This is a genomic window from Flavobacterium flavigenum (assembly GCF_027111255.2).
GTDB lineage: Bacteria > Bacteroidota > Bacteroidia > Flavobacteriales > Flavobacteriaceae > Flavobacterium > Flavobacterium flavigenum.
This window is the reverse complement of record NZ_CP114285.2, coordinates 1,345,438-1,371,816: the sequence shown is the minus strand read 5'-3', so window position 1 is coordinate 1,371,816 and position 26,379 is coordinate 1,345,438. Positions and strand designations below refer to the sequence as shown.

26 protein-coding genes are annotated in these 26,379 nt (G+C 33.9%); 3 read left to right on the top strand and 23 right to left on the bottom strand.

Features of this window, described 5'->3' with window-relative positions:
• Positions 1-317: 317 nt before the first annotated feature.
• Positions 318-878, bottom strand: a complete 561-nt coding sequence (locus tag OZP09_RS05035; protein WP_269236834.1) for a hypothetical protein — start codon at positions 876-878, stop codon at positions 318-320.
• 130 nt (positions 879-1,008) lie between these two features.
• Between OZP09_RS05035 and OZP09_RS05030 the strand changes: the two genes are divergently transcribed.
• Positions 1,009-2,547 (top strand): IS1182 family transposase, encoded by a 1,539-nt coding sequence (locus tag OZP09_RS05030; protein ID WP_281309990.1) that lies wholly within the window; start codon positions 1,009-1,011, stop codon positions 2,545-2,547.
• 226 nt (positions 2,548-2,773) lie between these two features.
• On the opposite strand, the gene OZP09_RS05025 is transcribed toward OZP09_RS05030, so the two are convergent.
• Positions 2,774-3,343, bottom strand: coding sequence for a hypothetical protein (locus OZP09_RS05025; RefSeq protein ID WP_269236833.1), 570 nt, complete (start codon positions 3,341-3,343; stop codon positions 2,774-2,776).
• A gap of 116 nt (positions 3,344-3,459) precedes the next feature.
• Here OZP09_RS05025 and OZP09_RS05020 point away from each other — a divergent pair, with 116 nt between their 5' ends.
• A complete protein-coding gene (locus OZP09_RS05020) occupies positions 3,460-4,998 on the top strand; it encodes an IS1182 family transposase (RefSeq protein WP_281309990.1) in 1,539 nt (512 codons plus the stop codon).
• 228 nt (positions 4,999-5,226) lie between these two features.
• On the opposite strand, the gene OZP09_RS05015 is transcribed toward OZP09_RS05020, so the two are convergent.
• The 20 genes from OZP09_RS05015 to OZP09_RS04920 all read right to left on the bottom strand — a co-directional run bounded on the left by OZP09_RS05015 (position 5,227) and on the right by OZP09_RS04920 (position 22,833).
• Entirely contained in the window at positions 5,227-7,122 is a 1,896-nt protein-coding gene (locus OZP09_RS05015) for an AAA family ATPase (RefSeq protein ID WP_281310396.1), read from the bottom strand.
• Between the two features lie 172 nt (positions 7,123-7,294).
• Positions 7,295-7,912, bottom strand: a complete 618-nt coding sequence (locus tag OZP09_RS05010) for a hypothetical protein (RefSeq protein WP_269236830.1) — start codon at positions 7,910-7,912, stop codon at positions 7,295-7,297.
• Between the two features lie 177 nt (positions 7,913-8,089).
• The gene (locus OZP09_RS05005; RefSeq protein ID WP_269236829.1) at positions 8,090-8,530 is read right to left on the bottom strand and encodes an SMI1/KNR4 family protein; all 441 of its coding nucleotides are present in this window, start codon (positions 8,528-8,530) and stop codon (positions 8,090-8,092) included.
• A gap of 647 nt (positions 8,531-9,177) precedes the next feature.
• Positions 9,178-10,215: a site-specific tyrosine recombinase/integron integrase gene (gene xerA, locus OZP09_RS05000; RefSeq protein ID WP_281310395.1), complete on the bottom strand. Its 1,038-nt coding sequence runs from the start codon at positions 10,213-10,215 to the stop codon at positions 9,178-9,180.
• 307 nt (positions 10,216-10,522) lie between these two features.
• Positions 10,523-11,371 (bottom strand): Rossmann-fold NAD(P)-binding domain-containing protein, encoded by an 849-nt coding sequence (locus OZP09_RS04995; RefSeq protein ID WP_269236827.1) that lies wholly within the window; start codon positions 11,369-11,371, stop codon positions 10,523-10,525.
• A 71-nt stretch (positions 11,372-11,442) separates the two neighbouring features.
• Positions 11,443-12,321: a helix-turn-helix domain-containing protein gene (locus OZP09_RS04990; RefSeq protein WP_269236826.1), complete on the bottom strand. Its 879-nt coding sequence runs from the start codon at positions 12,319-12,321 to the stop codon at positions 11,443-11,445.
• Between the two features lie 15 nt (positions 12,322-12,336).
• Positions 12,337-12,936 (bottom strand): nitroreductase family protein, encoded by a 600-nt coding sequence (locus OZP09_RS04985; RefSeq protein WP_269236825.1) that lies wholly within the window; start codon positions 12,934-12,936, stop codon positions 12,337-12,339.
• A gap of 125 nt (positions 12,937-13,061) precedes the next feature.
• Complete coding sequence (locus OZP09_RS04980; protein WP_269236824.1) at positions 13,062-13,550, bottom strand: SRPBCC family protein; 489 nt, start codon at positions 13,548-13,550, stop codon at positions 13,062-13,064.
• A 257-nt stretch (positions 13,551-13,807) separates the two neighbouring features.
• Positions 13,808-14,221, bottom strand: coding sequence for a hypothetical protein (locus tag OZP09_RS04975; RefSeq protein ID WP_269236823.1), 414 nt, complete (start codon positions 14,219-14,221; stop codon positions 13,808-13,810).
• A 218-nt stretch (positions 14,222-14,439) separates the two neighbouring features.
• The gene (locus tag OZP09_RS04970) at positions 14,440-14,802 is read right to left on the bottom strand and encodes a hypothetical protein (protein WP_269236822.1); all 363 of its coding nucleotides are present in this window, start codon (positions 14,800-14,802) and stop codon (positions 14,440-14,442) included.
• Between the two features lie 489 nt (positions 14,803-15,291).
• Positions 15,292-15,834 (bottom strand): hypothetical protein, encoded by a 543-nt coding sequence (locus OZP09_RS04965; protein ID WP_281310394.1) that lies wholly within the window; start codon positions 15,832-15,834, stop codon positions 15,292-15,294.
• 1 nt (position 15,835) lies between these two features.
• Positions 15,836-16,300: an RNA polymerase sigma factor gene (locus OZP09_RS04960; protein ID WP_269236820.1), complete on the bottom strand. Its 465-nt coding sequence runs from the start codon at positions 16,298-16,300 to the stop codon at positions 15,836-15,838.
• 252 nt (positions 16,301-16,552) lie between these two features.
• Entirely contained in the window at positions 16,553-17,509 is a 957-nt protein-coding gene (locus OZP09_RS04955; RefSeq protein ID WP_269236819.1) for a DUF6620 family protein, read from the bottom strand.
• A gap of 24 nt (positions 17,510-17,533) precedes the next feature.
• Positions 17,534-18,472 carry a hypothetical protein gene (locus tag OZP09_RS04950; RefSeq protein WP_269236818.1) on the bottom strand — a complete coding sequence of 313 codons (939 nt, stop codon included), beginning with the start codon at positions 18,470-18,472 and terminating at the stop codon, positions 17,534-17,536.
• An 11-nt stretch (positions 18,473-18,483) separates the two neighbouring features.
• Positions 18,484-18,726 (bottom strand): hypothetical protein, encoded by a 243-nt coding sequence (locus OZP09_RS04945; RefSeq protein ID WP_269236817.1) that lies wholly within the window; start codon positions 18,724-18,726, stop codon positions 18,484-18,486.
• Positions 18,726-19,679, bottom strand: coding sequence for an SPFH domain-containing protein (locus tag OZP09_RS04940; RefSeq protein WP_269236816.1), 954 nt, complete (start codon positions 19,677-19,679; stop codon positions 18,726-18,728). Before OZP09_RS04940 ends, OZP09_RS04945 begins: the two co-directional genes overlap by 1 nt.
• Before the next feature lie 195 nt (positions 19,680-19,874).
• Positions 19,875-20,411 carry a hypothetical protein gene (locus tag OZP09_RS04935; protein ID WP_269236815.1) on the bottom strand — a complete coding sequence of 179 codons (537 nt, stop codon included), beginning with the start codon at positions 20,409-20,411 and terminating at the stop codon, positions 19,875-19,877.
• 249 nt (positions 20,412-20,660) lie between these two features.
• A complete protein-coding gene (locus OZP09_RS04930; RefSeq protein WP_269236814.1) occupies positions 20,661-21,341 on the bottom strand; it encodes a hypothetical protein in 681 nt (226 codons plus the stop codon).
• Between the two features lie 9 nt (positions 21,342-21,350).
• On the bottom strand, positions 21,351-21,788 hold the full coding sequence (locus OZP09_RS04925; RefSeq protein ID WP_269236813.1) for a hypothetical protein: 438 nt from the start codon (positions 21,786-21,788) through the stop codon (positions 21,351-21,353).
• Positions 21,789-21,972: 184 nt separating this feature from the next.
• Positions 21,973-22,833, bottom strand: coding sequence for a DUF4238 domain-containing protein (locus OZP09_RS04920; RefSeq protein WP_269236812.1), 861 nt, complete (start codon positions 22,831-22,833; stop codon positions 21,973-21,975).
• A gap of 304 nt (positions 22,834-23,137) precedes the next feature.
• Here OZP09_RS04920 and OZP09_RS04915 point away from each other — a divergent pair, with 304 nt between their 5' ends.
• The gene (locus tag OZP09_RS04915; RefSeq protein ID WP_269236811.1) at positions 23,138-24,529 is read left to right on the top strand and encodes an IS4 family transposase; all 1,392 of its coding nucleotides are present in this window, start codon (positions 23,138-23,140) and stop codon (positions 24,527-24,529) included.
• A 148-nt stretch (positions 24,530-24,677) separates the two neighbouring features.
• Here the strand turns inward: OZP09_RS04915 and lpdA are convergent, their stop codons facing one another.
• Positions 24,678-26,066, bottom strand: coding sequence for a dihydrolipoyl dehydrogenase (gene lpdA, locus OZP09_RS04910; protein ID WP_281310393.1), 1,389 nt, complete (start codon positions 26,064-26,066; stop codon positions 24,678-24,680).
• Between the last annotated feature and the right edge of the window lie 313 nt (positions 26,067-26,379).

The following is a 26,379-nucleotide window of genomic DNA, read 5'->3' as shown; positions in this document are numbered from 1 at the left end:
TCGAATCCAATTTCGGCAATTTTTTCCGCCTTTCGATTTCCGCTCCAATAAGTTTCCGCTTTTGAATTTCAAACTTCAGTTAAATCTCAAAAAAAATCGACAAAAAAATCCGCTTTAGGTTGTCCGTAAAGCGGTTCACGTTTAGTTTTTCCATAACAATTTAAGATTCAATTTCGGTTTAGATTTCGGTCAGCCCGTTTTCAGTTTCATTAAATTCTTTTCGCTTAAAAGAACTGATTAAAATCGCCTGTTTCTCGTCCACGGAGTAATCTCTTGTAGCAAGTGTTACCAGCTGGGCTGTTTTTTTGGCAGTTATTTCATCTTAGTTTTATCCCTTGTGTTTCAAGTTGGTTTGCACCCGATAAAACTCCAAAACTTCCGATTTTTCTTGTCGCAAGTTTGTTATGGATTTGATATTTTAATTTTCTCGAAGTTACTTGGATTTCAGTCCAATCCCAAGAACTAACAGGACCACTTGACTTATTAATGTCTTCCCATAATAATGCTCTCTTTTCGCTAGAATGTCCGATGTGCGAATGTCTAAGCTCGTTGTTTTTTAGTCCACCAAAATACAATTGAATAAGTCCCCAACCATCTGTCGAATAACGAAACGTATGTCCGTTACAACGTTTTGGATCAAGGTCAACTTTTCTAAAAGTTGGTTCGCCTCCATGTCGTGGCGTCCAGAGTTGAAATGTCGTTCCGAATTCGTCTATTTCAAGATCAAACTTTGATGATATTTCTGCAACAGTTTTATATTGACAGATCTCTTGTCCATAAGGTGAGCCTAGGTCATAAACTTGTAGGTCAGTGTCCTTGAAAATAAAATCAAGTACTTTTAATTTGTCTGCTTTGTCTGCGAAAAAATCGTAGTTCATTATTCTCTGTTGTCTTTTTTTTTATCTTAGCCTTGTTGGTAACGTCAGTCTGTGAAAAAACTTCCGTTTGTATTCGAATCAAATATAGCAAAAAAGTTTTCTTACAGCAGGAAATTTCGTATTTTTAAGGATGCAACATATCTCAGGAATTTCTCGTAACCAAATGCGTATTTCCAGTCTGGAAGACACTATAGCTCACGATAATCAAGTGCGGTTTATAGATGCATTTGTTATGTTTATAGACCTTTCCAAACTAGGGTTTTCAGTACAGACCATTAAAAGAGAAGGCCGTCCGAGCTACAATACCACGTTGTTCCTTAAGGCCTATTTGTACGGCTATATCAACGGAATAAGAAGCTCCAGAAAATTAGAAAGAGAATCCTTCAGAAATATTGAAATGCAGTGGTTATTAGAAGACATTCGTCCCAACTACCACAGTATATCAGACTTCAGAAAGAATAATTCATTGGCATTAAAGAACTTGTTTAAACTCTATGTTGTGTTTTTAAAAGACGCCGACTTAATAGGCTGTGAAACCATTGCTATTGATGGAACTAAAAGCAGGGCGCACAATAGCCGTAAAGCTAATTTCAACCAAAAGAAAATAGACAAACATTTAGAATACATTGAAGCTAAAACCCAAGAATATCTAGATGCTTTGGAAGAAAATGATGCAAAAGAAAATGCTCCAAAAATCAAAAACATCCAACAAAAGATAGAACGCTTAAAACAAAATAAGCTTCGCTATGATTTGCTGGAAGAAAAGTTAAAGGCCAGTGGAGAGCCTCAAATCAGCACTACCGATAGTGATGCCAGAGCATTATTAGTGCAGGGACAAGTAGTTGAAATATCCTTTAATGTTCAGGCTGCAGTGGATGCCAAACACAATCTTGTAGTAGCCACGCACACTATCAACAAGAACGACCGCAGTGCTTTATCGGCTATTGCCCTTGAAGCCAAAGAGAATTTAGGAATTGAAACTTATACTGCCCTTGTAGACAAAGGTTATCACAACGGCAAACAAATAGAGATCTGCAAACAAGGCAGCATCACTACCATTGTAGCGCAGCCCGGGCAAGGAAAAAGCAACGAAAACGGCACACAGCCTGCTTATTTGGTTGCCAGGTTTCAATACAACAAATCCAATGATACCTACACTTGCCCAGAAGGGCAAACGCTACAAACCACGGGAAGATGGCATAAGAAAACAACCGATAAAGACAGCTATAATTTTAAAAAGTACCGTACATCCAAATGCAGGGAATGTCCTGTAAAACATTTATGCACCAGTAGAGCGGCAGGCAGGGAAATTGACCGTAGCCAATATGCAGATGCCGTAGAAGAAAACAACAAACGTTATCAGGAAAATCCACAGCTGTACCGCAAGCGACAGGAAATAAACGAACACATCTTTGGAACCATCAAACGGCAATGGGGCTATAACCACACCAATTTAACAGGACTCGATAAAGTAAATGGAGAACACAGCCTGATTATGCTGGTCTATAATATTAAACGCAGTATCAATATATTGGGCGTTCCCGAACTTATTGCCAAACTCCAAAAATGGAACTCACCTTATAAGGAAAAGGTCTTGTTTTTGCTGAAAACGAGTTATTTAAAGCTAAATACAGCAACAGTTTTTTATTCAGAGAAATTGACAGCCTAAAAAAAGCGGTCAAGTGTAAGGCTTTATTGGAATTATAGTGCGGCGAAATTTTAAGACTTTAATAGAAGAAGGAAGGTTTTTTCACAGCCTGACGTTCCCTTGCTACAAGAGGTTTGGGGTTAAATTAAGCCTTATTTTCGGATTTGCCAAAACTCCCCAAATACAAGACCATTTTTAAATTAAGCCAATTGCCCAAATCTCTTGTAGCAAGTGTTATGGGCTGGCTTTATTGTACGGTTAGTCCTTTCAAAAACTCATTAAACTTCTTTATGTTTATATCGTAAGTTTCAGGTGTTGAACTAAAATGTACAAATAAATATGAACTTGAGGTTTCAAGTAGAACAAACTGATTATGATATATTTTATTTTTGTACATATAGAATAAACGTGAAGTTACTCCGTGTTTTATTTTTTTAAAGTCTTTTTCATTTCTACCATAAAAAATAAATTGGTCGTTAAATAGAGTAGGTTGTCCAAATTTATTTCCTGTTATAAAGATTCGTACGAAATCATTAAAATTTTCGTAACGATTCTTTTTTAAGGCAGTTATCATAATTGCATTCTCAATTCCTTCTACGGCTGGCATAGTTCCACCATATCGATTTAAAGGTAATTTATGATTAATTTTGAGCCATTTTGGTTTTTCAATTGAGTAACCGTTTTCATAATCGGTATACGTTTTTGTTTCGACTGTGTCAATTTTGGATTTATTTTCTTTTATCACAACAGCTCGCACAGTGTCAACTTGCGCAAAAGAAAAAAATGGAATTATAAAAAATAAAAGAGTGTATTTCATATGTCGTTTTTTGTAAGCTTGCCCATAACGTCAGTCTGTGAAAAAACTTCCGTTTGTATTCGAATCAAATATAGCAAAAAAGTTTTCTTACAGCAGGAAATTTCGTATTTTTAAGGATGCAACATATCTCAGGAATTTCTCGTAACCAAATGCGTATTTCCAGTCTGGAAGACACTATAGCTCACGATAATCAAGTGCGGTTTATAGATGCATTTGTTATGTTTATAGACCTTTCCAAACTAGGGTTTTCAGTACAGACCATTAAAAGAGAAGGCCGTCCGAGCTACAATACCACGTTGTTCCTTAAGGCCTATTTGTACGGCTATATCAACGGAATAAGAAGCTCCAGAAAATTAGAAAGAGAATCCTTCAGAAATATTGAAATGCAGTGGTTATTAGAAGACATTCGTCCCAACTACCACAGTATATCAGACTTCAGAAAGAATAATTCATTGGCATTAAAGAACTTGTTTAAACTCTATGTTGTGTTTTTAAAAGACGCCGACTTAATAGGCTGTGAAACCATTGCTATTGATGGAACTAAAAGCAGGGCGCACAATAGCCGTAAAGCTAATTTCAACCAAAAGAAAATAGACAAACATTTAGAATACATTGAAGCTAAAACCCAAGAATATCTAGATGCTTTGGAAGAAAATGATGCAAAAGAAAATGCTCCAAAAATCAAAAACATCCAACAAAAGATAGAACGCTTAAAACAAAATAAGCTTCGCTATGATTTGCTGGAAGAAAAGTTAAAGGCCAGTGGAGAGCCTCAAATCAGCACTACCGATAGTGATGCCAGAGCATTATTAGTGCAGGGACAAGTAGTTGAAATATCCTTTAATGTTCAGGCTGCAGTGGATGCCAAACACAATCTTGTAGTAGCCACGCACACTATCAACAAGAACGACCGCAGTGCTTTATCGGCTATTGCCCTTGAAGCCAAAGAGAATTTAGGAATTGAAACTTATACTGCCCTTGTAGACAAAGGTTATCACAACGGCAAACAAATAGAGATCTGCAAACAAGGCAGCATCACTACCATTGTAGCGCAGCCCGGGCAAGGAAAAAGCAACGAAAACGGCACACAGCCTGCTTATTTGGTTGCCAGGTTTCAATACAACAAATCCAATGATACCTACACTTGCCCAGAAGGGCAAACGCTACAAACCACGGGAAGATGGCATAAGAAAACAACCGATAAAGACAGCTATAATTTTAAAAAGTACCGTACATCCAAATGCAGGGAATGTCCTGTAAAACATTTATGCACCAGTAGAGCGGCAGGCAGGGAAATTGACCGTAGCCAATATGCAGATGCCGTAGAAGAAAACAACAAACGTTATCAGGAAAATCCACAGCTGTACCGCAAGCGACAGGAAATAAACGAACACATCTTTGGAACCATCAAACGGCAATGGGGCTATAACCACACCAATTTAACAGGACTCGATAAAGTAAATGGAGAACACAGCCTGATTATGCTGGTCTATAATATTAAACGCAGTATCAATATATTGGGCGTTCCCGAACTTATTGCCAAACTCCAAAAATGGAACTCACCTTATAAGGAAAAGGTCTTGTTTTTGCTGAAAACGAGTTATTTAAAGCTAAATACAGCAACAGTTTTTTATTCAGAGAAATTGACAGCCTAAAAAAAGCGGTCAAGTGTAAGGCTTTATTGGAATTATAGTGCGGCGAAATTTTAAGACTTTAATAGAAGAAGGAAGGTTTTTTCACAGCCTGACGTTCTCGCGCTACAAGCAGTTTGGGGCTAAATGTACGTTATCTTTCGGATTTGCAAAATCTTCCAAATACAAACCAATTTTTCCATTAAGCCAAATCCCCAAATTGCTTGTAGCGTGTGTTAGCTGCAGGATTTTTTAAATACTTGGAAGTGCCTTTTTTATAATATTTTGAGCTTCTTCATTTATTTTTAAAAAGTCCAAAGCTTTTAAACGATAAGAATTAGATTTTAGAGATAATATATCTTCAACAATACCTAATATCCCTTTGTTATTATAATGCATTATCGCTTGCTGATAATCCTTATCGTTAACGATTTTTTCTAATAGTTTAATTCTTTCATTGTAAACATTTTCTATACTTAAGTTTGCTATGAAAGTTTCAAGATTCGCTTTCACATTTTTTAAATCATTTCCCTTTTTAACGTGGGATTCAGAGAAATTATAATTTATGTTTGAAGAAGCAAAATTGGAAGCTTGTAATACTTTATTTTCATCAAGTAATTTTAATACTTTGTCCTCTAATTTTTGTAAATCAATATTTTCTTTTTTATATTCAGCATATTTAGCTACGAATTCCTTTATTAAGAATAGATTTTCAATTTCTGAAACTGAATATGAATATATATTTTCGGTTTCTAATTTTTCTAGTTGTTCTTTGATTCTAAAATCTCTATCAATGAACCCAATTGCTTCCACATTTCTATTTGGAATTTTGTTAAAGGAGCGTACATAATTAATTACATCTTTACAGCTGGATAATGGGGTTATTGTGAAATTCGGAAATAATATTTCAAATATCTTTATGTCTAGACTATTAATTTTTCCTTCACAAAATAGAATTCGCTTTCTACTACCCAAAAGTTTCATTAGAAGATTTTCAGGGATATCGTTTTCAGGAATATTTTCTATGTCCCAATTTATTGGAAACTGAAAATTCTTAATCCAATATTTTTGAGCTTTTCTTGAAGAAGCAAAATCCAAATCGTGACTTAAATATACAAAGATGCAATCTTGTTTTAGAACTTCTAATTTATCCCAAAGTTTATTCACAATTGCTTTGTGAAGATACATTTCTGGTTCGTCAATTATAATTAATGAATTGGTATTCGTCAATAAAACTCGACCGATTAAGTAAAGTATATTCTTTTCACCATCACTCATTTTATAAGCAGGGTAATCGTTTCCATTTGAGGGATCTTTAATCATCAGTTCATTACTTTCATTAAAAAACATTTCTCGATGTTCGATTAATGAGTTCCAAATTTCGATAGCAGTATCCAATTTGCTGTGTAAATCATCCTTATTAACTTCTAAATCTTTAGAAAAATTTGTACAGAATGTATTTCTAATATGTGCTCTTTCAGCTATTAATGTTTTTAAAACATACTTATATTCAGAGCCATATTTTTTTGTTTCTGAATATGGAATGTCGTCAGTTTTTGACGCATTATAAGTTACTTTATTGTCCCTATAATTTTTTTGATAATCATCATATTCTTTACTTGAACTATTGTAATTAGGTGTGTTATCAAAAGTTGGAATAATCAATAATTTTTGGGCAGGAATAACAATACCATCTTTCTCGTCAATTACTGTCTTAAGATTATTTGCTAAAGTTGATTTACCTGAACCATTTGCGCCAACAACAACAATATTTTCTGTAAAAAAACCTAAGTCTTTATAAAATTTGTAAGTAACAAACGCTCCTATTGTATTTAACTTATTATGTTCACAATAAGTTTTTAAACTATCGGTATTTACTACATAATTTGGATTGTTTAATGTATTAAATAAATTATTAGTATTTACTGCTGAAATGTTATTGTATATCTTCTTATAAAATATTTTCGGGATTATTTCATCCTCCAATTCTTTAGAAATGTCAAATAAATAGTTTTCAGTAAAACTTAGTTCTTTGTAATATTCACATAATTTGTCGTCTTCGAAATCTAATGCTTCAAATTTTTCTTTAATTATTTTTATATGATTTTGCTTTTCAACTATTAAATTTAATATTTCTTCTTTATTCATTTGATTTGGTTTATTGGGAGGTAATCTTGCAGCTAACGTTCCCTTGCTACAAGAGGTTTGGGGTTAAATTAAGCTCTATTTTCGGATTTGCCTAAACTTCCCAAGTACAAGACCATTTTTAAATTAAGCCAAATGCCCAAATCTCTTGTAGCAAGTGTTAGCGGATGGTTTTTTATTTAACTGTGATCCAGTCCATTTTCGTTTCAGTTCTTTTAGGCTTTGTTGGAACTTCAATTTCTTTATATTCTCCAATTCTGCTATTTTCTTCTGTCATAAATACAAAGTCCCAATTATTTTTCTTATCGGACATAAATTCCCAACCCATCATTAAATCTTGATTTATTTCAATATTTGGATATTTCGCTTGTATTTCTGTCACTTTAGATTTCGGATTTAGGTCATTATTTGTTTTTAGATTTTTACTCAGAGCAATAATGACTAATATTTCTTCAGAATCCCTTTTAGGAATTAGTGCTAAAATAGGTTCGTTTTCCAATGAATAAATGTATGCTTTTCCTCCACCATCAAAACCAAAATCATATGCTTCGGCTTCCTTTTTGGTTAATTCATTTAGTTTTTCTTCTGCATCTTTAATATTCATTCCAATTTTTATATCACCAACTTGTCCTTTTAATATTTCGAATTCTTCAAAATCAAATTTTTTAGTCTTTTCCTTTTGAGATTCAAATTCCTGAATTCTATTATTCCAAGTATCTTCTTGTTTATCGGTATTGTTTTTACACGAAAGTTGAAGTATAATTAGAATTAAAAAAGTGAATTTTATTTTCATGTTTGTCTTATTTGCAATTTTGTCTCAAACTATCCGCTAACGTGTCGCTACTACAGCGGGTTTGGGATTAAATTAAGCCCATTCTTCGGATTTGCCCAATCATTCCAAGTACAAAACCAACTTTCCACTAAACCTATTGCCCAAATCCGTTGTAGTAGCTGTTACCAGTAGCCATTTTTATTTCGTTTCATTTTCTTTGAACCATTTTTCTCCGTTGTCCATTCTCTTTAGAAAGTCTGTGAATGAAATACCAATCTCAATGTGATATTCTTTGTCAAGGTCAATAAATGGTGTCAGAACTGTTCTGATTTTGCCGTCAACCATTTTTTCAATTCCGATAAATTCGCCACCTCCGTTGTCTCCAATTCCAATAGTCATTTTAAGGCTCTCAATTATTTCATAACCTTCATTCCATTCCAACAATTTTTCAAAGTCCCAAAGTTTGAATGATTCTTCTCCTATATGAGTTTCGTAAAAGGAATACTTTCGGAGAAATTCTTTATAGTCTTCAGGCAACGTAAACCCAATTCGATTCTCAATCTCACTAAAATCTAAATCGTCTTCTGATTCCTTTGTTGGCCAGTTATATTTTTTTAGAATTTTGTCAATTTCACTCATTCTGTTGGTTTTCTATGGTTACTGGTAACGTTTCGCGGCTATGCGAAGTGCCTTCTCTTTGCCGCTTCACTAATAATAGCTAAAATAGCCAAATTTTTCAATTTGTACTATTTTATCCAAAAAAAGCGGAAGGCATTTCTCATAGCCGCTGTTGGGAGTAGTTACTGACTTATACACAATCCATATTTTAATCAGTAACGGAGTTGGATAGACTACTCCTGTCTTTTTCTTTCTACACAATCCAAATCAATGAAACCAATTATTTATTGCGCTTAGCAAGCCTGCTAGGCGAAGTCAATAATAGGGGTTTTTGGGCGCTGTTTTTTTGGGATGTTTAAGTTTTCGAAAGTAAGTTCTTGACTTTGTCATTTATTTTCGATAACTTCGCCAAGTCTTTTACGTTGTCAAACGTATTGAAAGTGAACTTTCTACGATTCCCAATCGAAAGACTTGAAGCCTAAATGCTTTATCCTTTAAACATCCCAAAAAAATATCCCGAAAATTTATTGTGCAAGAAACTCCGTAGTCTACTGCCAATTACTCCCAACTTATTTATATGTGTGATGAAATCACACATAGCCCCCTTATTTGGTCAGATATGTGTGATAATATTATATTATTGTGGATACGAATATATAAATAAATGTTTACAAATCATCAAAGGGACTTTTAATTTGCTGTAAGCTTTTTGTGCTTACATGGGTGTATACTTCAGTTGTTTTACTGCTGTTATGACCTAATAATTCTTGTATAAATCTTAAATCAGTACCGCTTTCAAGCAAATGTGTGGCATAGCTATGACGAAGCCAGTGAAGAGTTACAGGTTTTTTGTTTCCAACTTTTTTAAGAGCTTGTTTCAATACACTTTGTAAACTATATTCAGAATACTTTTCACCTGCATTTTGCCCTTCAAACAACCAAAGTTTAGGTTTATAGCCTAAATAATATTCCCGTAGCATTTGTAATATTTTTTGTGATAAAGGAACAATTCTGTCTTTTTTACCTTTGCCTTGACGAATAATGACAATACCTCTTTTTGAGTCAATATCTGTAGGTTTTAAATTTATAAGTTCGCTCCTTCGCAAACCACAACTATAAATTAAACTCAGCATTGTTTTGTGTTTCAGATTGGTATGGGCGTTTAAAATTTGTTTTACTTCTTCTTTACTCAGGACATTCGGTAAGACTTTCTCCCGTCTTGGGCGATGAATTTTATCTATTTCGATTTTGGTGTCTAATACGGTTGCAAAATATAATTTGATCGCATTTACAATTTGGTTTTGATAAGAAGAAGACAAATTGTTCTGAAGAATGTATTGATTATTATAGCAAATAACATCCTCATTGGTAATTTCGGCTACTGGCTTTTCTTTAAAAAAAAGTAAAAACGATTTTAATGCTTCTGTATAAGTTTTGATCGTATTGGGACTATACCGTTTTGAATTCAGCCAATCAGCAAATTTCTGAATTTGTGTAATTGCTTCTGATGAAAGAGTGGGAATCAATTCGATTTTAAATCGAATTCTGTTTTCGATAGTATCTGGAATATGCCAGATTTTTAATGTTTGGCTCCACCTTGCGTCTTCAATTTGTTTGACCCGGTTTATCAATTCGGTTTTTTTTTCAAAAGACACACTTATTCTGCTTTCCTTTTTATGCTTTATTATACCAGCTTTCCAAATCATAAATAAGTTTTTTTGTAAATATAAGAAAATTCTTTATTTTTGAAATAAGGTAATGGATTTTAGTTTTTCGCAAAAATTTAATAATTAAACCACAGTTCATCATGAAACCCAATACCGCATGAGGGATAGCATCGGTATCTTTTTGTGAAGAGTAACGGAACAAAAAATTTAGCGAATAGCCCGACCCGCTTTTTCTGCGGGGCATGCCATAAAAAATCCGATCTGCTTATCACAAATCGGATTTTAAAATAACGTTTTTTAGTTTTGGCTTACGTTAGTATTTCAGTTTAGATAGCTCTTGGATAATTCATGGTGTTTGAGTTGATGCAGGAGAATTCCAGATTCCTGTTTGGGCTGTTTCTTTTACGTAATCAGTAAAATCTTTGGCTTTTCGGCCTAAGACTTTTTCAATATCGCTGGTGATGCTGGAATTTCGGCCATCCAGAACTTCAGTGAAAAGATAGTTTACCAGCCATAGTTCGTCTTCCGGAACCTGATATTCGCGCAGCATACTGATGTATTCGTCTACAGAAAGCGGATGAAACTGAATTTCCCTGCCAGTAACCCGGGCTATTTCTGCAACCGCCTGTTCAAAGCTGAGCAGCCTCGGACCAGTAAGTTCGTATGTTTTGCCATTGTGTTTTTCGTTTAAAAGCGCTTCGGTTACTACGGCCGCAATATCATCAGCATCGGTAAAAGGTTCCGGCGTTTCAGCTCTTGCAATGGCTACATAACCTGCCAGAACAGGCTCTAAAAAGATGCTCTCGCTAAAATTCTGACTGAACCAGCTGGCTCTTACAATTGTCCAGTTTTTTGCTGTAGATTTTACAATTTCTTCGCAAACCTGCGCTTCTTTTTCGCCTCTTCCGGAAAGAAGTACTATTTTCTGTACACCGTTTTGAGTGGCCAAAGTTGTGAATTTCTGAATCGTTTCCGGAGCTGACGGAATAGCTAAATCGGGTTGGAAAGTGATGTAAACGGTATCGATCCCTTCCATTACCTCAGGCCAGGTTTCGGGATTTTCCCAGTGAAAAGGAGGGATGCCATTTCTGGATCCGATGTAAACTTCGGTTTTGCTTATTTCTTTTAACAGTTTTGTCACTCTGCGGCCTGTTTTTCCGTTTCCGCCAAGAACTAAAATTTTCTGATTTTCCATTTTATATGATTTAAGATTAATGATACTGCAAAGTTGCAGGGATCATAACCAAATCATTTGTCGGAAAAGAATTAAGATTTGTTTGAAAAGAATTGTTTTTTTACTTCGTTAGGTCTTGAACTAAACTTTTTCTGAAAAGCATTCGAAAACGAACTCAGGCTTTCGTATCCAACTTCCCAGGCGGCTTCCTGAACAGTTTTCTCGGTTTGGGAAAGCAGTTCATACGCTTTGTTCAACCGTTCTTCGTGAATGTATTTGTAAATAGGAATACCAAATAGCTCTTTGAAATTCTTTTTTAATTTGGTACTGTTGAGTCCGATAAGTCTTGACAATTCTGAAATAGTGGGAGGTTTTGAATATTGTGTGCTCACGATTTCTTTTGCCTGAAAAAGTTTCTCTTTGTCCTTATCGGTCAGTTCTACTTTTTTATCATCAGACAAAAGGGCAAAATAATGTGACAGTAATTCGTTGACCTGACTTTTTAAGAATAACAGCCTTGTATTGCCGGAGTAGGGGGTATTGAAAATCTTCTGAACAGCAAGCTGCATGTCAAGCGTCATAAAAAAGGTAGGGCCTTTTACAAAATGTTCCTTCGGATTTAATAACTCAGGCAGCTGTTTTTCGAAAATTTCTTTTTCGACCTGAGAGAGCGTATGCAGGTTTTTAAGTTTCGTAAAAATACTAATGGACTGCAATGGTTTGTCAGGAGCGATTTTATGGGCAAATTCTACTTTTTGATTGCCAAAAAACGAAATCGCCAGTCCGGTAGTATTCGTCAAATATTTTGTCTGATTGTTGTGTTTGATTTCTAACTCAACATTTCCGGAACCATAAAAAGCAAAACCCACCGCATCTCCGTCGATTTCACACTTCTGAACAAAGGTTTTCTCTGCATTAGAATGTTCGATCAGGACGATAAAATTGTTTAATTCAATGATGTCGGTGGTCATGTTTTTATATAAAGTTTAGATGCTCTCAATGACACTGTCCAGTAATCTTCTCGATTTTGGTGTAGCCTCAATTCGGTTAAAATCATCTTCGGCACCATAACCAACTGCCATGGCAAATAATGGTTTAAATGCCGGCATATTTAGGATTTCTTTGTATTTATCAGATTCGATCCCTTCCATCGCTGTAGAATCCAGACCTAACGCAATACTGGCAGTGAGACCAACTCCCAGAGCAATATATACCTGCTGAGAAAGCCAAGTTTTTAATTCAGCTTCAGGCTTACTGGCTTTAATCTGATTGTACCAGTTTCTGCGGGCTTCGGGCATTTGGGTATCTACTATTTGCTGAAAAGCATCCAGATCATCGGCAACACTAAATACAACTATCAGCTGTGCCTGATTTACTTTTTCCTGATTGTGCATCGAAACTGCAGCTAATTGTGCTTTAACTCCCGTATTTTGGACAAATGTAAATTTCCATGGCTGAATATTTATAGAAGAAGGGCTCAGGTATAAAACCTCTTTCAAAGCTTCGATTTTTTCCTGCGGAATAGCTTTGTCAGCATTGTATTTTTTCGCAGAGTATCTTTTTTTCATTAATTCCAAAATATCCATGGTACTGTATTTTAACGTTTTTAGTTTTATAGACTGCAAAGTTAAGCTGATAAGCTGAATATTTCGTCAATTATGATGGGAGTTTTGTAACGGAGTATATTTTATTGTTGGTTTTTCGAACAGTATTATTCGCCTGCACTCAGTTTTCTTTCGTTTTCTGTCTGAGGTTTTCCGCTCGCGTTGGGTTCACCTTTGCCGGTCGTAATGAGTTTTTTTAGACTGTTCTGAATATAATTGGTCCACGAATCCCTGCAGATTTGAAAACATTCATAATCAGGAACCAGACCAACATGCGTAAACTTAAGTGCTGTTTTTCCGTCTTTCTCAGTAATTTCAAAAGTGGGTTTTGTACCGGTCCATTCCGTTTTGTCTTCGGTAAACTTAAAATAGTTTTGTTCGACCAGCCAGACGATTTTTTGGTTCGGAATCACTTCTGTCAATCTGATTTTACAACGGTGAATATCTTCGTAATGATAATTAAATTCATCATTGAGTTTCGCCGAATCGCCTTCAATTTCTTCTGACCACCAGCCACGAACATTTGTAATGGCATTAAAAACTTCCTCCGCAGACTGTTCAACCTGAATTACAGTACTAAAATCTGATGTGTTCATTTTGTGTGTTTTAAATGTTTACAAACAAATTTAGTGTTAAAATTCAATAGGTTAGGGGCGTAAAAGGACAATTTTAGCATCAATTCGGACAACTTATAATAAATTTCAGGAGCACAACATTCCTTTTTCATCAGAATATTTTGTCCTGCTGTACGCTAAATTCCCGATAAGAAAAACTACGGCAAAAAGCCTTGTTTTCTAAATCGGGAGATACCGCTGCCATCAGGGCTAATCCAAACTTCTATCAGTTAATAAGACTATTTGATACGCTCGTATTCATGTGTGTAACAATCAACACATTCATCTCTTAAATAAAGTTTTTCACCAATAATTTCAAAAGACTGATCAAAATAAACCTCATTCGTTAATGAATTTCCTTTATCGATTACAATTACTTTTCGGTTACCTCCAAAAGGGGATGGTTTGGTCTGAATAGAAAATTTTTGAGTTTGTAACAGATTGCCATTACTATACGTTTTTAAAGTATTGCCTGAGAATTCAATAATCCGGGTTTGATTTGTTGTTTTAGGGGTTTGTGTGCCTCCAAACACTCCGGATGATATAAGCCAGTTCCATTTGCCATTTAAGTTATTTTTAGAAGATACATCATTGTTATCATTACTGCAGGAAATTAGTGATATGAAAATCAATAGTAAAGTAAATTTTTTCATAGGTTACATTTTTAAGATAGTTTACTAAAAAGATGTAGATATTGCTAAAAGGTTGCGTAGTAGCTAATTATAATTACGCATTATACGCTGTGATTTTCTGGCAGTGTCTACGGCTTCTTGTGCAATCCCGCTGGTTTTTTTGGCGGAATAAAACCAGATGTGAAATAATGATTGTACTCATCAATATTCTCCTGTAGAAAGTATGGAAAGCAGTTTTTTTATTGTTTTATTGGGCTCTTATATTCAGATTCTATTTCAGATGGCGAATCCATAAACTCAATCGCGCTTAAATCCGTTTTTAAACTCAAAAGCGTTTCTACCATAAATTTATCCAAATCAATAGGAATTTCCATTTTACTGTCTCTAAATTGTTTAATTAAAATACTTAAATATTCGGAAATAGTTTTTTGTCCGTCAGCATCTAAGAACATTTCTTGACACCAATAATCTAGTGTCGTCATTTTAATTTTTCCTTCAGAGTCTTTTTCAAATAATGAGATTTGTTCAGCATTTAACCAATTCCATTTTTTTATTCGAACAAAATATTTTTCCTTGTCAGAAATATGACTTAATAAATTCAAATTTTGATAAATCTTTTTTCTTATTTAAAAAATTAAACATATTATATTTATATCAGTTTTTTCATATTGGTTAGAAGTTATACATGTATGACAAAATACGGTTTATCCCTCGAGACTCATGTAGCTATATCTGAAAATCATCAGATTTTGCTGTCGTCAAATATATAATAATTTCGTATTTGTCTTCAAAAAGCTTTTTATTAAAGATTGATTCTATCATGAAACAGGATGCCGCATGAGGGGATAGCAGCGATATCCTTTTGTGAAGAGAAACGGAACAAAAGATTTAGCGTATAGCCCGACCCGCTTTTTCTGCGGGGCATGCCATAAAAAACCCAATCGTCAATTGCAAATCGGATTTTGTAGATTATTTCTTTCGGACAATGTTTTAATAAGCAGTTGACTTAAATTCAGGGCTTGTTTTCTTACTCAATTTACCACTAACACTTTTTGGTTTTTAAGTACACTGAATTAAAAGTTTAGAGTGGATTAGTTGAAATTTTCGATTTCGATTTTTAACTTTTCCAGCCAGGATTTCCAAATTCTGGATGATAAAAATAGTAGTTGGATTAGTACAATAATACTAAATAGAAGCATCCATTTTTTTTCTCCTCTAAAATTGATTGCAAGCCCAAAAAAAAGTAACAGACTAGCACTGTATACTATCGTAATGCTCAAAGAAATTTTTGAAATAGTCTTTACTTTTTTATAATAAGTGTAAATGGATTCCTTTAAGTTTTCTCCCTGAATTGGTTTTTGAATTACCTGTAAACTTAATAAACCGTTGATAATATATGCAATGGCACTAAAAATAAGAAGAATATTAGCGTAAAGAGGTTTTTTATCACCGTCGAATCCACTGTAATATGTGAGTAAGAAAATGCTAATAGCCAAAGTTTCAATTACAAGCTTTGTTTTTATTTTTTTCAAGACAGGATGATTTTTTATTGAAGTCATTTTTTCTAATTCCATATCATTTTTTGGTAAATAGTTCATTTTACTCCAGTTTGTTTTTAAGTTTTGTAAGTCCATATTATTTTATTTTTAATTTGTTTTTGATTCTGTTCAGTTTGACTCCTACATTATTTTCGGATATCCCAATTATAGTCGCAATTTCTTCATAATTGTAATCTTCGAGATAAAGTGTGATAATAGATTTTTCAATACTATTTAATTTGCTAAGAAGTTCAAAAATGCGTTCTTCGTTTTCCGAGTATGAATTTTCTAGTGTAGGATGGAACTTTTCGGGAATATTTTTATAGTTAGAAATAGAAATTTTATTTTTTCTAAATGTAACTATTGAGGTATTAAAAGCCACCCGGTATATCCAGGTGCTTATTTTTGATTCTCCTTTAAATTTAGGATACGACTTCCATAATTGATAAACTATTTCCTGAAATAAATCTTCACGGTCTTCAGGGCTGTTTCTATATAGCCTGCAAATTTTGTGAATTATATTTTGATATTCATTAATGGATTTTATAAAGTCTTCTTTCATCAATCAAAGCTTAATGTTATTTGATTATTCTACTAATTTATTAGTTGTCATATGGATAAAAAAAATTACACTATTTTAAAAAAAAATCTATAAACAATGTAATTTTAAGTTTCTAACTTCGGCTTTCCCGGTTCTGGCGCCAACCCGAACAAATATTTAGCGAATAACCTGACCTACTTTTTCTGCTGGGAACCCATAAAAAAATCCGGTCTGCAATTGCAAACCGGATTAAATCGATGCACTAAAAATAGTTTAGAACTCTACATCATCCGCTACGTTTCCGCCTTGTTCTGCGGCGAATTTTGCTGCATATTCTTTTTGTTTTTCCTGCTGGTAATTTGAAAACTCCATTATCTCTTCTGAGTTCCAGTTTTGATTCTGTTCTGTCATCCACTGCATGGCAACCGACTGGAAATCGGCCAGATTGATGCCGTAGTTATCCAGGATCCATTGTGCTCCGTCGATTCCGTATTCGTAAGCCGCCTGTCTCGCTCCGGCAAGTTCTTCGTAGAAATAACGGTCTCTTTTGATTCTTTCAAGATTGGCAAGTCCTTCTTCTGAAACTTCAGCCTTGATATTTTCTAATTGCGGAATCGTAACATTTTCTGCATAATACTGACCGAATAAAGTGGTAACAGTAAAAGAAGTATCTTCGCCCATACGCTGTGGCCAGATGGTATTTAATTCTTCCCAGATTACCGATTCGATGCCCATTGCCCTGCACACTTCGTTGTAATCTACACCGGCACTAATTTTCAGGCACATGGCTGTATAATCTCGCAATGAGATTCCATGTACCGGCTCAAGAAACGGATTGTTGTCTTCTACTTTTACAAATCCGGAAGTCTGAACACCGCTGTATTTTAATGAATTGGCATGTTCAAACCGGATCATTTGATCAGAATCGCAGTTATTCCATTCCTGGTAAACTTGTCGTCTGTAATTGGTATAAATGCTTTTGATGTCGCTTTCCTGTAAATTTTCCCCACTTTCACGCTCATCCTGAATCCAGGCTTCTGCTCTTCTTTCTACTTCATTGTCAAAATCTTCAACAGCGTAATGTGTTCCGTGCAAAGTTTCAGGATCGTATTCTGTTTCCTGATATTCGTTTTCATAATTATTCTCATAATTATCATTTGAAGTTTGCGCATCAATCTGATTTTCTTGTTTGTTGTCTCCGGTTAGGGAACCAAAAAGTTTTTTAAACATTTTTCTGTTTTTAAGGTTATTAATTTATTTGTAGTGTAATTGATTCTGATACATTTTTTCGTTGTGCTCTTTTAAATCGGGTGTGATTTTGTTCCACTCGTCATACATGGCTCTCAAATACGCCTGATATAATTTTGGTGCATTTTCTATTGCATTTTGTCTGTCGTTTTCCAGCTGATCCATTTTGGTTTTGATGTCATTTAGAACTTTACTGTCATTTTCATGAATTTTGCTCAGGCTTAATTCATGGCGCTGGTGATACAACTCTCGTTCTTTGTTGTTTTCAGTTTCAAAAGCTTCGTATAAATGGGCTGTCCTTTGTTCTGCCAGGCCTCGTGCAATATTTTGCAGCATTCTGGCCTGTGTGCTTGGCGCAAAAGTATTTTGAGATTTGCAGTACGGACACGGAATATAGGTTTCGATTAAAAAAATCTTATCAATAGTGATATTTCCGCCGCACTGTTTACAGCTGAATTTATCTTTAATAGCTTCAAATTCATTGAGGATTTTTTGGTACTCAATTTCGAGATCACGTTGCTGTGTTTTTTCGATTTGATCCCTCCAATATTCAAATTTTCTTTCAAATTCATTATGTAGGTCTGAGCAGGCCGTTCTAAAATCAGAAAGCAAATTATAATGTGGACTCAAAATAGAAACCTGAGCGTTTAGGTCGTAGTAAAGACTATGTATTTTTTGTTCGTATGTATCCCTGGCTTTTTCCCTGATGTTGTTTAACTGGCCATTAACTCCTGCCAGCACTCTGTGAAAAGTCCTTTTATAAAGATCATCATCTTCCTGTAAAAGCTGTTTCAGTTCCGGAATTGCCGCTGTTGCCAGTTCTTCCATTTTGGCTTCCAGTTTTTCCAGAAAAGTAAACCATCTTTCTTTTGATTCCTGAAGTTCTGCATTCCATTCGGGGATTGCAGATGTTTCATTGTTTTGTTTGTTGAATAATCCGAACACTTTATTGTTTTTTAAATTGAATTATCTTCCTTTTTGATATAAAATCCGTCAGTAAGATTTACTGGTATGAACTCAAATCCGCAATAGGCACAATGCGTTACACCGTCGTGTTTTGCTCTTCCGGCACCGCATTTTGGGCAGTCCCTCAGGCTCATCTGGGCATCGGTCATTTCAGTTTCACCTCCATAATTGGTTTGTTTTTGCGCCTTTTCTTTCAGCTTGTCCAGAAACGAAGTCACTTTTTTCTCTTCCATTACAATTGGCTTAATAATTCGGCTTTTTTAGTTTTAAACTCATCTTCTTCTATTAAACCGGCATCAAATAACGATTTCAGTTTTTGAAGTTTAGAAGTCAGGTCGTCTTTGGGGTCTTCTTTTGAAGTTTCTTTGTTTTGCTGAATTTGGTTTAAAAGAATTCCCATGCTTAAGGCATTTTGGGTGGCATCGTGTATTGCAGTTCCTTTTTCACCAATTGCTGTTGCGGTATTGAATTTGGTAAATTTATCCATATCGGTTACCATATTCATGTTGGTGATTTTGTCGTAATGGGCGGTAACTTCTTCCGGTAAGGTTACGCTGGTAATGACGAATTGCGTTAATTCAATTCCGAATTGCAGAAAATAGGGTTTGAGATAAGGTTCGATCTTTTGGCCTAATTGCGTAATATTTCCGGCAACATCTGTAATGGTAATGTTTTCATTTGCCAAGACTTCCCCAAACTTTGGAGCTACAAAATCCCTCAACTGGTTTTGGAGTTCAAAAATAGTCAGCTGTTCATAAGTGCCGGCATATTGTCGGAAGAATTTTGCAACATCAACAATTCGGATATCAAAACTTCCAAATGCCCTTACCCTGATTTGTCCAAATTGCGGATCATGGAGCAGGATAGGAGCGGGAGTTCCCCATTTATTGTTTATAAATTGGTGTGTATTGAAAAAGTAAACATCCACTTTAAACGGACTTTCAAATCCGTATTTCCATCCTTTTAATGAACTTAAAATAGGAATGTTTTCTGTTGACAGGGTGTGAAGTCCGGGAGAAAATACATCGGCGAGCTGTCCTTGATTTAATAGCATTACCTGCTGGCTTTCGCGTACGGTTAATTTCGCCCCGTTTTTTATTTCTTTGTCTTCATCAGGGAATTTCCACATTAACAAATTAGGATTGCTTGTTGTGGCTTCAATTATTTCTATAAAGGGTAATTTCATACGGTATTTTTTACTGGACTAAAAATAGGAATTTTAATACAGTATAAAAGTTTTTTTCTATGAAATTTTTACTATTTTTTTGTTAATGGTGGAGTTGTTGGGTGTAAAGTAATAGTGGGGAAATCTTGTGTGATTTCTCAAATCAGTTTTTGTTTGCGATGTTTGTATTTATTTTTTACTTAAGCACGGTTACAATCACTTTTGTTCTTTTTCAAATTCTTTCAAAAAATTATAAGTTGCATCTTTTAATGATTTCTTTAAATTATTTTTTTCATCCCCACCGCCACTTTTTCGAATTCCATTAGTGCTAATTTCTTGATTATTTGAAGTGTTTTTGTACTTTACAAGGGTTTTTAAAGTAGCAACTGAAAAGCCAAAATGCCAATTTATTTCAGCAATATCTGATTCAATTACAATATCATTACTACTTTGCCCTTCTGTAGTTTCGGAATTTTCAATAAACTTTAATCTTAAATTAGTTTCAATTGCAAGTTCTTCAATGGATAATTTAAAGGTCTCCTTAACATTAGGTTGTCTAATTCCTCCACCTAGACCTACAACCATTCCGCTAAAATTTATTGATTTTTTGCTTTTATTATTAAGTTTGAAATAAATAATTTTTCCGTCAAAAAAATGTTTTTTTAAATCATTATTTGAATAATTATGAGAAGTTCCGCAACTTGTTAAAGTTAATACTATTAGAAATATGGTAAATTGTTTTATGTTATTCATTTTAATTTTTTTATTAATATTTGTGTAATTCTTATTCTGGTGCTCGTTTGCAACGAGTACTTGTTTACTTATGGAAATTAAATAAAGCGTTTACAACGCGGCTTTTCAGATAAATTTATAAATAAGGGTTTATAAGAAATTGTTGTTTTATTAGCCGCGTTACAAACGCTACAATTTATCTTTAAATTTATATCGGTACTCGTTGCAAACGAGCACCAGAGGAGAGATATCCAAGCCATCTGGGATTTTTTATTTTATTATTTGTTCTCTTTTTAATAATTCAATAAACTTTTCACACTCACTCTTAGTGTCACCATAAATATGTATATAAAAAGAATGTTCATGTAGCCAAATCCCTTTATTTATTATCAAATTACCAGTGTTTATCCATTTATTAAATTCATCATTTGAAGAATTATATATTAGATAGTTTTTAGTTAATTCTTCAAAACGATTATTTTCTATTAATTTGAAATAGCCGGGATATTCATATTTTTTATTTTGATTTATTAAGTCAATTAAAGTATAACTCTCAATGAATTTCTCGAAAGAAGAATAAATCGTATTTACAGTTTCATCATTGTTATCATAAGTGCATATTTCTCCGTTTTCACTTATTACAAACCAGAATTGAGCAGTTTCATGGTCACCACAAAAAAAATAATATTTATTGTTAATTATTAAATAATCAATTACTTCGTTTTTTAAAAGATTTTTCTTAGAAATTAGAAATGCATTAAATTTTGAAGAGTCTTTATTTTTAATTGTCAGTTCTAATCCCGAAAAATCCATTTGAAATTTAATGATTTTTTCAAACTCTGGGATATTATGTTTTTTAAAATAATCAACTAATTGCTCTCGACTAACAACAAATTCGTTGTTCCGCTTTAATTTTGCCAGATATTTTGATGCGTTATTTGAAAATCTCATTTATTATTTTTAATGTTGAAATTTACCAAATTTGCTATTTTTCTCAATCCATAAAAAATATTCTCCAAATAAAGTTCCTGATAAAAATTCGGTTGTAATATTCTCAACCTTTTCACCATTAATTGTCAAACCAATACTATTATTTTCTTCCAAGTTTTCTTCAATTTCTCTTAAAAAATTAAATGATGAAGAATCTAAAATATTTAAGATTATTCGGTTGAGAGTTTCCGTTTGCATTTCACTTAAACTATTAAAAAAATCAAATCGTTCATCATTTAATTTCTGAAATTCAGGAGCTAAATTCAAATTTCTTGGTAATTCAGAATATTGTTTTATGGACATAGATTTTCCATAATCTCTAATTTTTATATAATTTTCAAAATTTTCATCACGCATTTTTTTAACGACTATTTCGCCAAGTTCAATATAGTTTTCGGAAAATTCCATTTTATTAGTATTTAGTGTAGTTTTCTTATTTGCGATTGTATTACTGCTAACGTTTAGCTAGTAGGCCATGGGCGGGTTTGATAATCTTAATACTTCAGTTAATACTGTTTTTACACGTACAAAACTGTTTTTAAATTAAGCCAAATTCCCGACTATCGCTTACTAGCTGTTACCACATGTATTTTTATTCAATTTTATATTTAAATTCTCCGTCAAATATAACATACTCAATTGCATTTGATACTATCTTTTGTTGTAGCTCGACATTTTCGTCATTATTAACTTCGTATATTTTATTAGTTTCTAATGACCTAAATTTGTTGAGTTTGTCCACTGATTTCTTATTATGAAGATAAATCAAAAATTTGGGATTTAGAGGAAAATAAATTTCACTATCTACGTTCAAAATATCAAATTTACCAATTCTATTTTCAAAAATTATTGGATTATCAGTTGTAAACCAAGTTTTTTCATCTTGTGACTTTAAAATTACTATTTCATAATTCATTAATCGCAATTGTAAATGTCTAGATAAAAAAATGAGTGTTTTATTTATTAAACCTTCACTTAGGGTTTGATTTATCATTACATTAAAATAATTTTGAGATTCTAAATCTTCTATTTTTGCATAATTATCAATGCAGATCATTTTAATAAAGTTAATTTTTGAATCTGAATTAAGTATTTCTTTTACCAAATCTCTTATTGAGTCAGTTCTACACAATAAATTAGGAATAATTTGTAATAAAAGAAAACAAGATTTTTCAGAAAATTTCTTTTGACTTTCTAAGTCATTTATAAGATTTAGATATTCATTCTCAATCATCCCGTTTAAACCTTCAAAAATGTTTTCTAAGCTTTCATAACTATTTTTTATTTTGAAAATATTTGTTTCAGATAAAAAACCCTCAATACTCTTTTGTCTAACAAATTTTTCTCCAACTTTCATTACTGAAACTTTCCATTGAGTGTTAAATTTGTATCCAAATTCCCTCATATAAACTTGAGGTAATTTGTGTTGCTTTTGATTTACTGGATTTTTCATTATTTGTGAGTAATATATCTGCTAACTCATATATATGCCTGAAATCATCAGACCTATCCACCCCAAATCCGGTAGCTATGTCTGAAAAAATCAGATTTTATTGTTCTCAAATATATGATATTTTCTTATAAATCTTCAAAAGGATTCTTGCCTGGAATACGTTATTATATATTAAGCAATAATTCAATCATGAAAACCGGATGCCCGCATGAGGGATAGCAGCGATATTTCCCGGTTTAGAAAAACAAGGCTTTTTAGCCTACCGTCTGGACACAAATATATTTTTAATTATATTTGAGAAAAAGTGCAGACTAGATATTTTGAAAATTTAAAAGACAAGCGATTGTTGAATAGAGGTGATTCTATTCTCAATCGCTTGTTTGCTAATAGTATTTATTCGATAAGACAATTAGCAGGAAGTGACGCTGAAGCCAAAGCTATTTACCGATTTTTGCAAAATGATAATGTTAGTGAAGCTGATATTATAAAGAACATGTCTCTTAATTGTGTAAGCTGCGTTGAAGATAAATCTGTTTTGTGTATTCAGGACAGCAGTGAAATAAACCTGTACAATCACAAGAATAGGATCAAAAAGGATGAGTCAATTGGACTGACCAATGCTTCTGTTGGTGGACTTGGCTTTTTTATTCATCCAAGTTTTATCATAGATGCAGATACTTTAATGCCATATGGTTTTTCAGATGTAAAAATATGGAATAGAGGGCATGAACTGCCACCTAAAATGAAGACCAATACTCACCATCGCATACCCATTGAAGAAAAAGAGTCTTATAGATGGATAGATTCTTCTCTTGAAACTAAGAAAAGATTAAGTAAAGCAAAAGAAATAATAATTATTCAGGACAGAGAGGGAGATATTTTCGAACAATTTTGCCTTGTTCCAGACAGTAAAACGCATTTATTGATTAGATCGCGATTTAATCGATTGTTGAGTAATAAAATAAAACTTTTCGATCATCTTAGTTCTCAGCCACTTCAAGGAACGTACACAATTGAACTAGAAGGAGACAAAAGAAGAAATATCCAGAAAAGAACAGCTACTATAGAAGTACGCTTTTCAGAAATAACAATAGGCAAACATCAATATTCAGGCAAACATCTTCCCGATAAAATCAATCTTTACGCTATTGAGGCAAAAGAGGTTGGAGAAAATATTGAAAACCCAATACTTTGGAGATTGCTAACGACAAAGAAAATTGAAGATTTACAAACTGCTTTGCTTTGTATTGAATGGTACACCTATAGATGGACTATTGAAGAAGTATTTAGAATTTTAAAGAAAGAGGGTTTCAATATCGAAGCCAGCGAATTATCCCAAGGCAAAGCAGTTCGCAAACTATGTCTTTTGATGTTGGAGACTATTATAAAGCTCTTTATCATGCAAATAGCCTATGCCAGCGAAGAAGATACCGAACCCAGAAGCTGTTTTTCAGAGCAAGAAATAGAATGTTTAGAATTGCAAATCACACAATTAGAGGGTAAAACCGAAAAATTAAAAAACCCATATAAATCGTCCGATTTGAAACGATATATATGGGCTATTGCTAGATTAGGAGGATGGAAAGGTTATCTTTCAGAAAGAAAACCTGGCGTCACAACCTTTTGGATTGGCCTGCAAAAATTCAATTCAGTCATGCAAGGCTGGATACTCTTTAGAGATGTGTCCAGACGGTAGCTTTTTTGCCGTAGTTTTTCTTATCGGGAATTTAGCGAATAGCCCGGCCCGCTTTTTCTGCGGGGCATGCCATAAAAAAATCCGACTTGTTTTCACAAACCGGATTTTTTAAATTGAAAATTATATGTAACCGTAAAACGGCTATTGATTACAAGTGAATTACTTCGCCGTAAGCATCTGCAACCGCTTCCATAACCGCCTCGCTCATGGTTGGGTGAGGGTGGATCGATTTAAGGATTTCATGACCTGTAGTTTCCAGTTTACGGGCTACAACTGCTTCAGCAATCATATCTGTAACTCCGGCACCAATCATGTGGCATCCTAACCATTCTCCGTATTTAGCATCAAAGATTACTTTTACGAATCCGTCAGCATTTCCGGCAGCTTTTGCTTTTCCTGAAGCTGAGAAAGGGAATTTACCAATTTTTAGTTCGTATCCTTTTTCTTTAGCCTGTTTTTCTGTTAAACCTACAGAAGCGATTTCTGGAGTTGCATACGTACAACCCGGAACGTTTCCGTAATCGATTGGATCTACGTGTAACCCTTTGATTTTCTCCACACAGTTTATTCCTTCTGCTGAAGCTACATGAGCTAAAGCCTGACCCGGAGTAATGTCTCCAATAGCGTAGTAACCAGGAATGTTGGTTGCATTGAAAGCATTTACTAAGATTTTATCACGGTCTACAGCAATACCTACTTCTTCTAAACCGATATTTTCGATGTTGGTTTTGATTCCAACTGCAGAAAGTACGATGTCTGCTTCAAGGATTTCTTCTCCTTTTGCTGTTTTTACAGTTGCTTTTACACCAGCTCCTGAAGTATCAACTTTTTCTACAGAAGAATTAGTCATTACTTTGATACCTGCTTTTTTCAAAGATTTTTCAAATTGTTTTGAGATATCTTCGTCTTCTACCGGCACGACGTTTGGCATGAATTCTACAATCGTAACGTCTGTTCCCATTGAGTTGTAAAAGTGGGCGAACTCCACTCCAATTGCTCCTGAACCTACAATGATCATAGATTTTGGCTGTGTTGGCAAAGTCATTGCCTGTCTGTACCCAATTACTTTTACACCATCCTGAGGCAGGTTTGGTAATTCGCGTGAACGGGCACCTGTTGCGATGATAATGTGATCAGCGCTATATTCTGTAACTTTATTGTCTTTATCTGTAACGTCAAGTTTTTTTCCCGGTTTAAGTTTTCCGAAACCTTCAATAACGTCGATTTTGTTTTTTTTCATCAGGAAAGTAACTCCTTTGCTCATTCCTTCTGCAACACCACGGCTGCGTTGGATAACTGCCGGGAAATCTTTATCGAATTCAGAAACGGTTAATCCGTAATCAGAAGCATGTTTTAAATAATCAAAAACCTGAGCCGATTTTAGTAATGCTTTTGTTGGGATACATCCCCAGTTTAAGCATACACCACCTAAGTTTTCTTTTTCAACTACGGCTACTTTAAAGCCTAATTGTGATGCTCTGATGGCTGTTACATATCCGCCCGGACCACTTCCTAAAACAATAACGTCGTATTTCATTTTAAAGTTTTTTAATTTGTTTTTAATGCTAAAATGCAGTCGCTAAAGCTCGTGTCATTTTTTGCTTATTTATTTGTTATTTGTAAAAAATGCAGTCGCTAACGCTCGTGTCATTTTATTTTTGCTTTTTAGTTTTACTATTGAAATTAAGGGTTATTTTTTTCGAAACTCAATTCCAATAATTCACGATTATTTGTGCCTGCGAATTTAAGGATTTATTTTAAAAAACACTTGTAAAATTGTTTTTACCATTGGAAATTTTAATCTTTTCACAGAAAATAAGGGAATTGTGAATTGTAAATTGTGAATTATG

Coding starts and splice junctions, on each gene's coding strand:
- lpdA (WP_281310393.1), bottom strand. CDS start 26,066: ATGAAATACGACGTTATTGTTTTAGGAAGTGGTCCGGGCGGATATGTA.
- OZP09_RS04980 (WP_269236824.1), bottom strand. CDS start 13,550: ATGAACACATCAGATTTTAGTACTGTAATTCAGGTTGAACAGTCTGCG.
- OZP09_RS04985 (WP_269236825.1), bottom strand. CDS start 12,936: ATGGATATTTTGGAATTAATGAAAAAAAGATACTCTGCGAAAAAATAC.
- OZP09_RS04955 (WP_269236819.1), bottom strand. CDS start 17,509: ATGTTTAAAAAACTTTTTGGTTCCCTAACCGGAGACAACAAACAAGAA.
- OZP09_RS04965 (WP_281310394.1), bottom strand. CDS start 15,834: ATGGACTTACAAAACTTAAAAACAAACTGGAGTAAAATGAACTATTTA.
- OZP09_RS04945 (WP_269236817.1), bottom strand. CDS start 18,726: ATGGAAGAGAAAAAAGTGACTTCGTTTCTGGACAAGCTGAAAGAAAAG.
- xerA (WP_281310395.1), bottom strand. CDS start 10,215: ATGATTTGGAAAGCTGGTATAATAAAGCATAAAAAGGAAAGCAGAATA.
- OZP09_RS05030 (WP_281309990.1), top strand. CDS start 1,009: ATGCAACATATCTCAGGAATTTCTCGTAACCAAATGCGTATTTCCAGT.
- OZP09_RS04975 (WP_269236823.1), bottom strand. CDS start 14,221: ATGAAAAAATTTACTTTACTATTGATTTTCATATCACTAATTTCCTGC.
- OZP09_RS04930 (WP_269236814.1), bottom strand. CDS start 21,341: ATGAGATTTTCAAATAACGCATCAAAATATCTGGCAAAATTAAAGCGG.
- OZP09_RS04995 (WP_269236827.1), bottom strand. CDS start 11,371: ATGGAAAATCAGAAAATTTTAGTTCTTGGCGGAAACGGAAAAACAGGC.
- OZP09_RS05035 (WP_269236834.1), bottom strand. CDS start 878: ATGAACTACGATTTTTTCGCAGACAAAGCAGACAAATTAAAAGTACTT.
- OZP09_RS04925 (WP_269236813.1), bottom strand. CDS start 21,788: ATGGAATTTTCCGAAAACTATATTGAACTTGGCGAAATAGTCGTTAAA.
- OZP09_RS04990 (WP_269236826.1), bottom strand. CDS start 12,321: ATGACCACCGACATCATTGAATTAAACAATTTTATCGTCCTGATCGAA.
- OZP09_RS05025 (WP_269236833.1), bottom strand. CDS start 3,343: ATGAAATACACTCTTTTATTTTTTATAATTCCATTTTTTTCTTTTGCG.
- OZP09_RS05015 (WP_281310396.1), bottom strand. CDS start 7,122: ATGAATAAAGAAGAAATATTAAATTTAATAGTTGAAAAGCAAAATCAT.
- OZP09_RS04940 (WP_269236816.1), bottom strand. CDS start 19,679: ATGAAATTACCCTTTATAGAAATAATTGAAGCCACAACAAGCAATCCT.
- OZP09_RS05010 (WP_269236830.1), bottom strand. CDS start 7,912: ATGAAAATAAAATTCACTTTTTTAATTCTAATTATACTTCAACTTTCG.
- OZP09_RS04920 (WP_269236812.1), bottom strand. CDS start 22,833: ATGAAAAATCCAGTAAATCAAAAGCAACACAAATTACCTCAAGTTTAT.
- OZP09_RS04935 (WP_269236815.1), bottom strand. CDS start 20,411: ATGAATAACATAAAACAATTTACCATATTTCTAATAGTATTAACTTTA.
- OZP09_RS05020 (WP_281309990.1), top strand. CDS start 3,460: ATGCAACATATCTCAGGAATTTCTCGTAACCAAATGCGTATTTCCAGT.
- OZP09_RS04960 (WP_269236820.1), bottom strand. CDS start 16,300: ATGAAAGAAGACTTTATAAAATCCATTAATGAATATCAAAATATAATT.
- OZP09_RS05005 (WP_269236829.1), bottom strand. CDS start 8,530: ATGAGTGAAATTGACAAAATTCTAAAAAAATATAACTGGCCAACAAAG.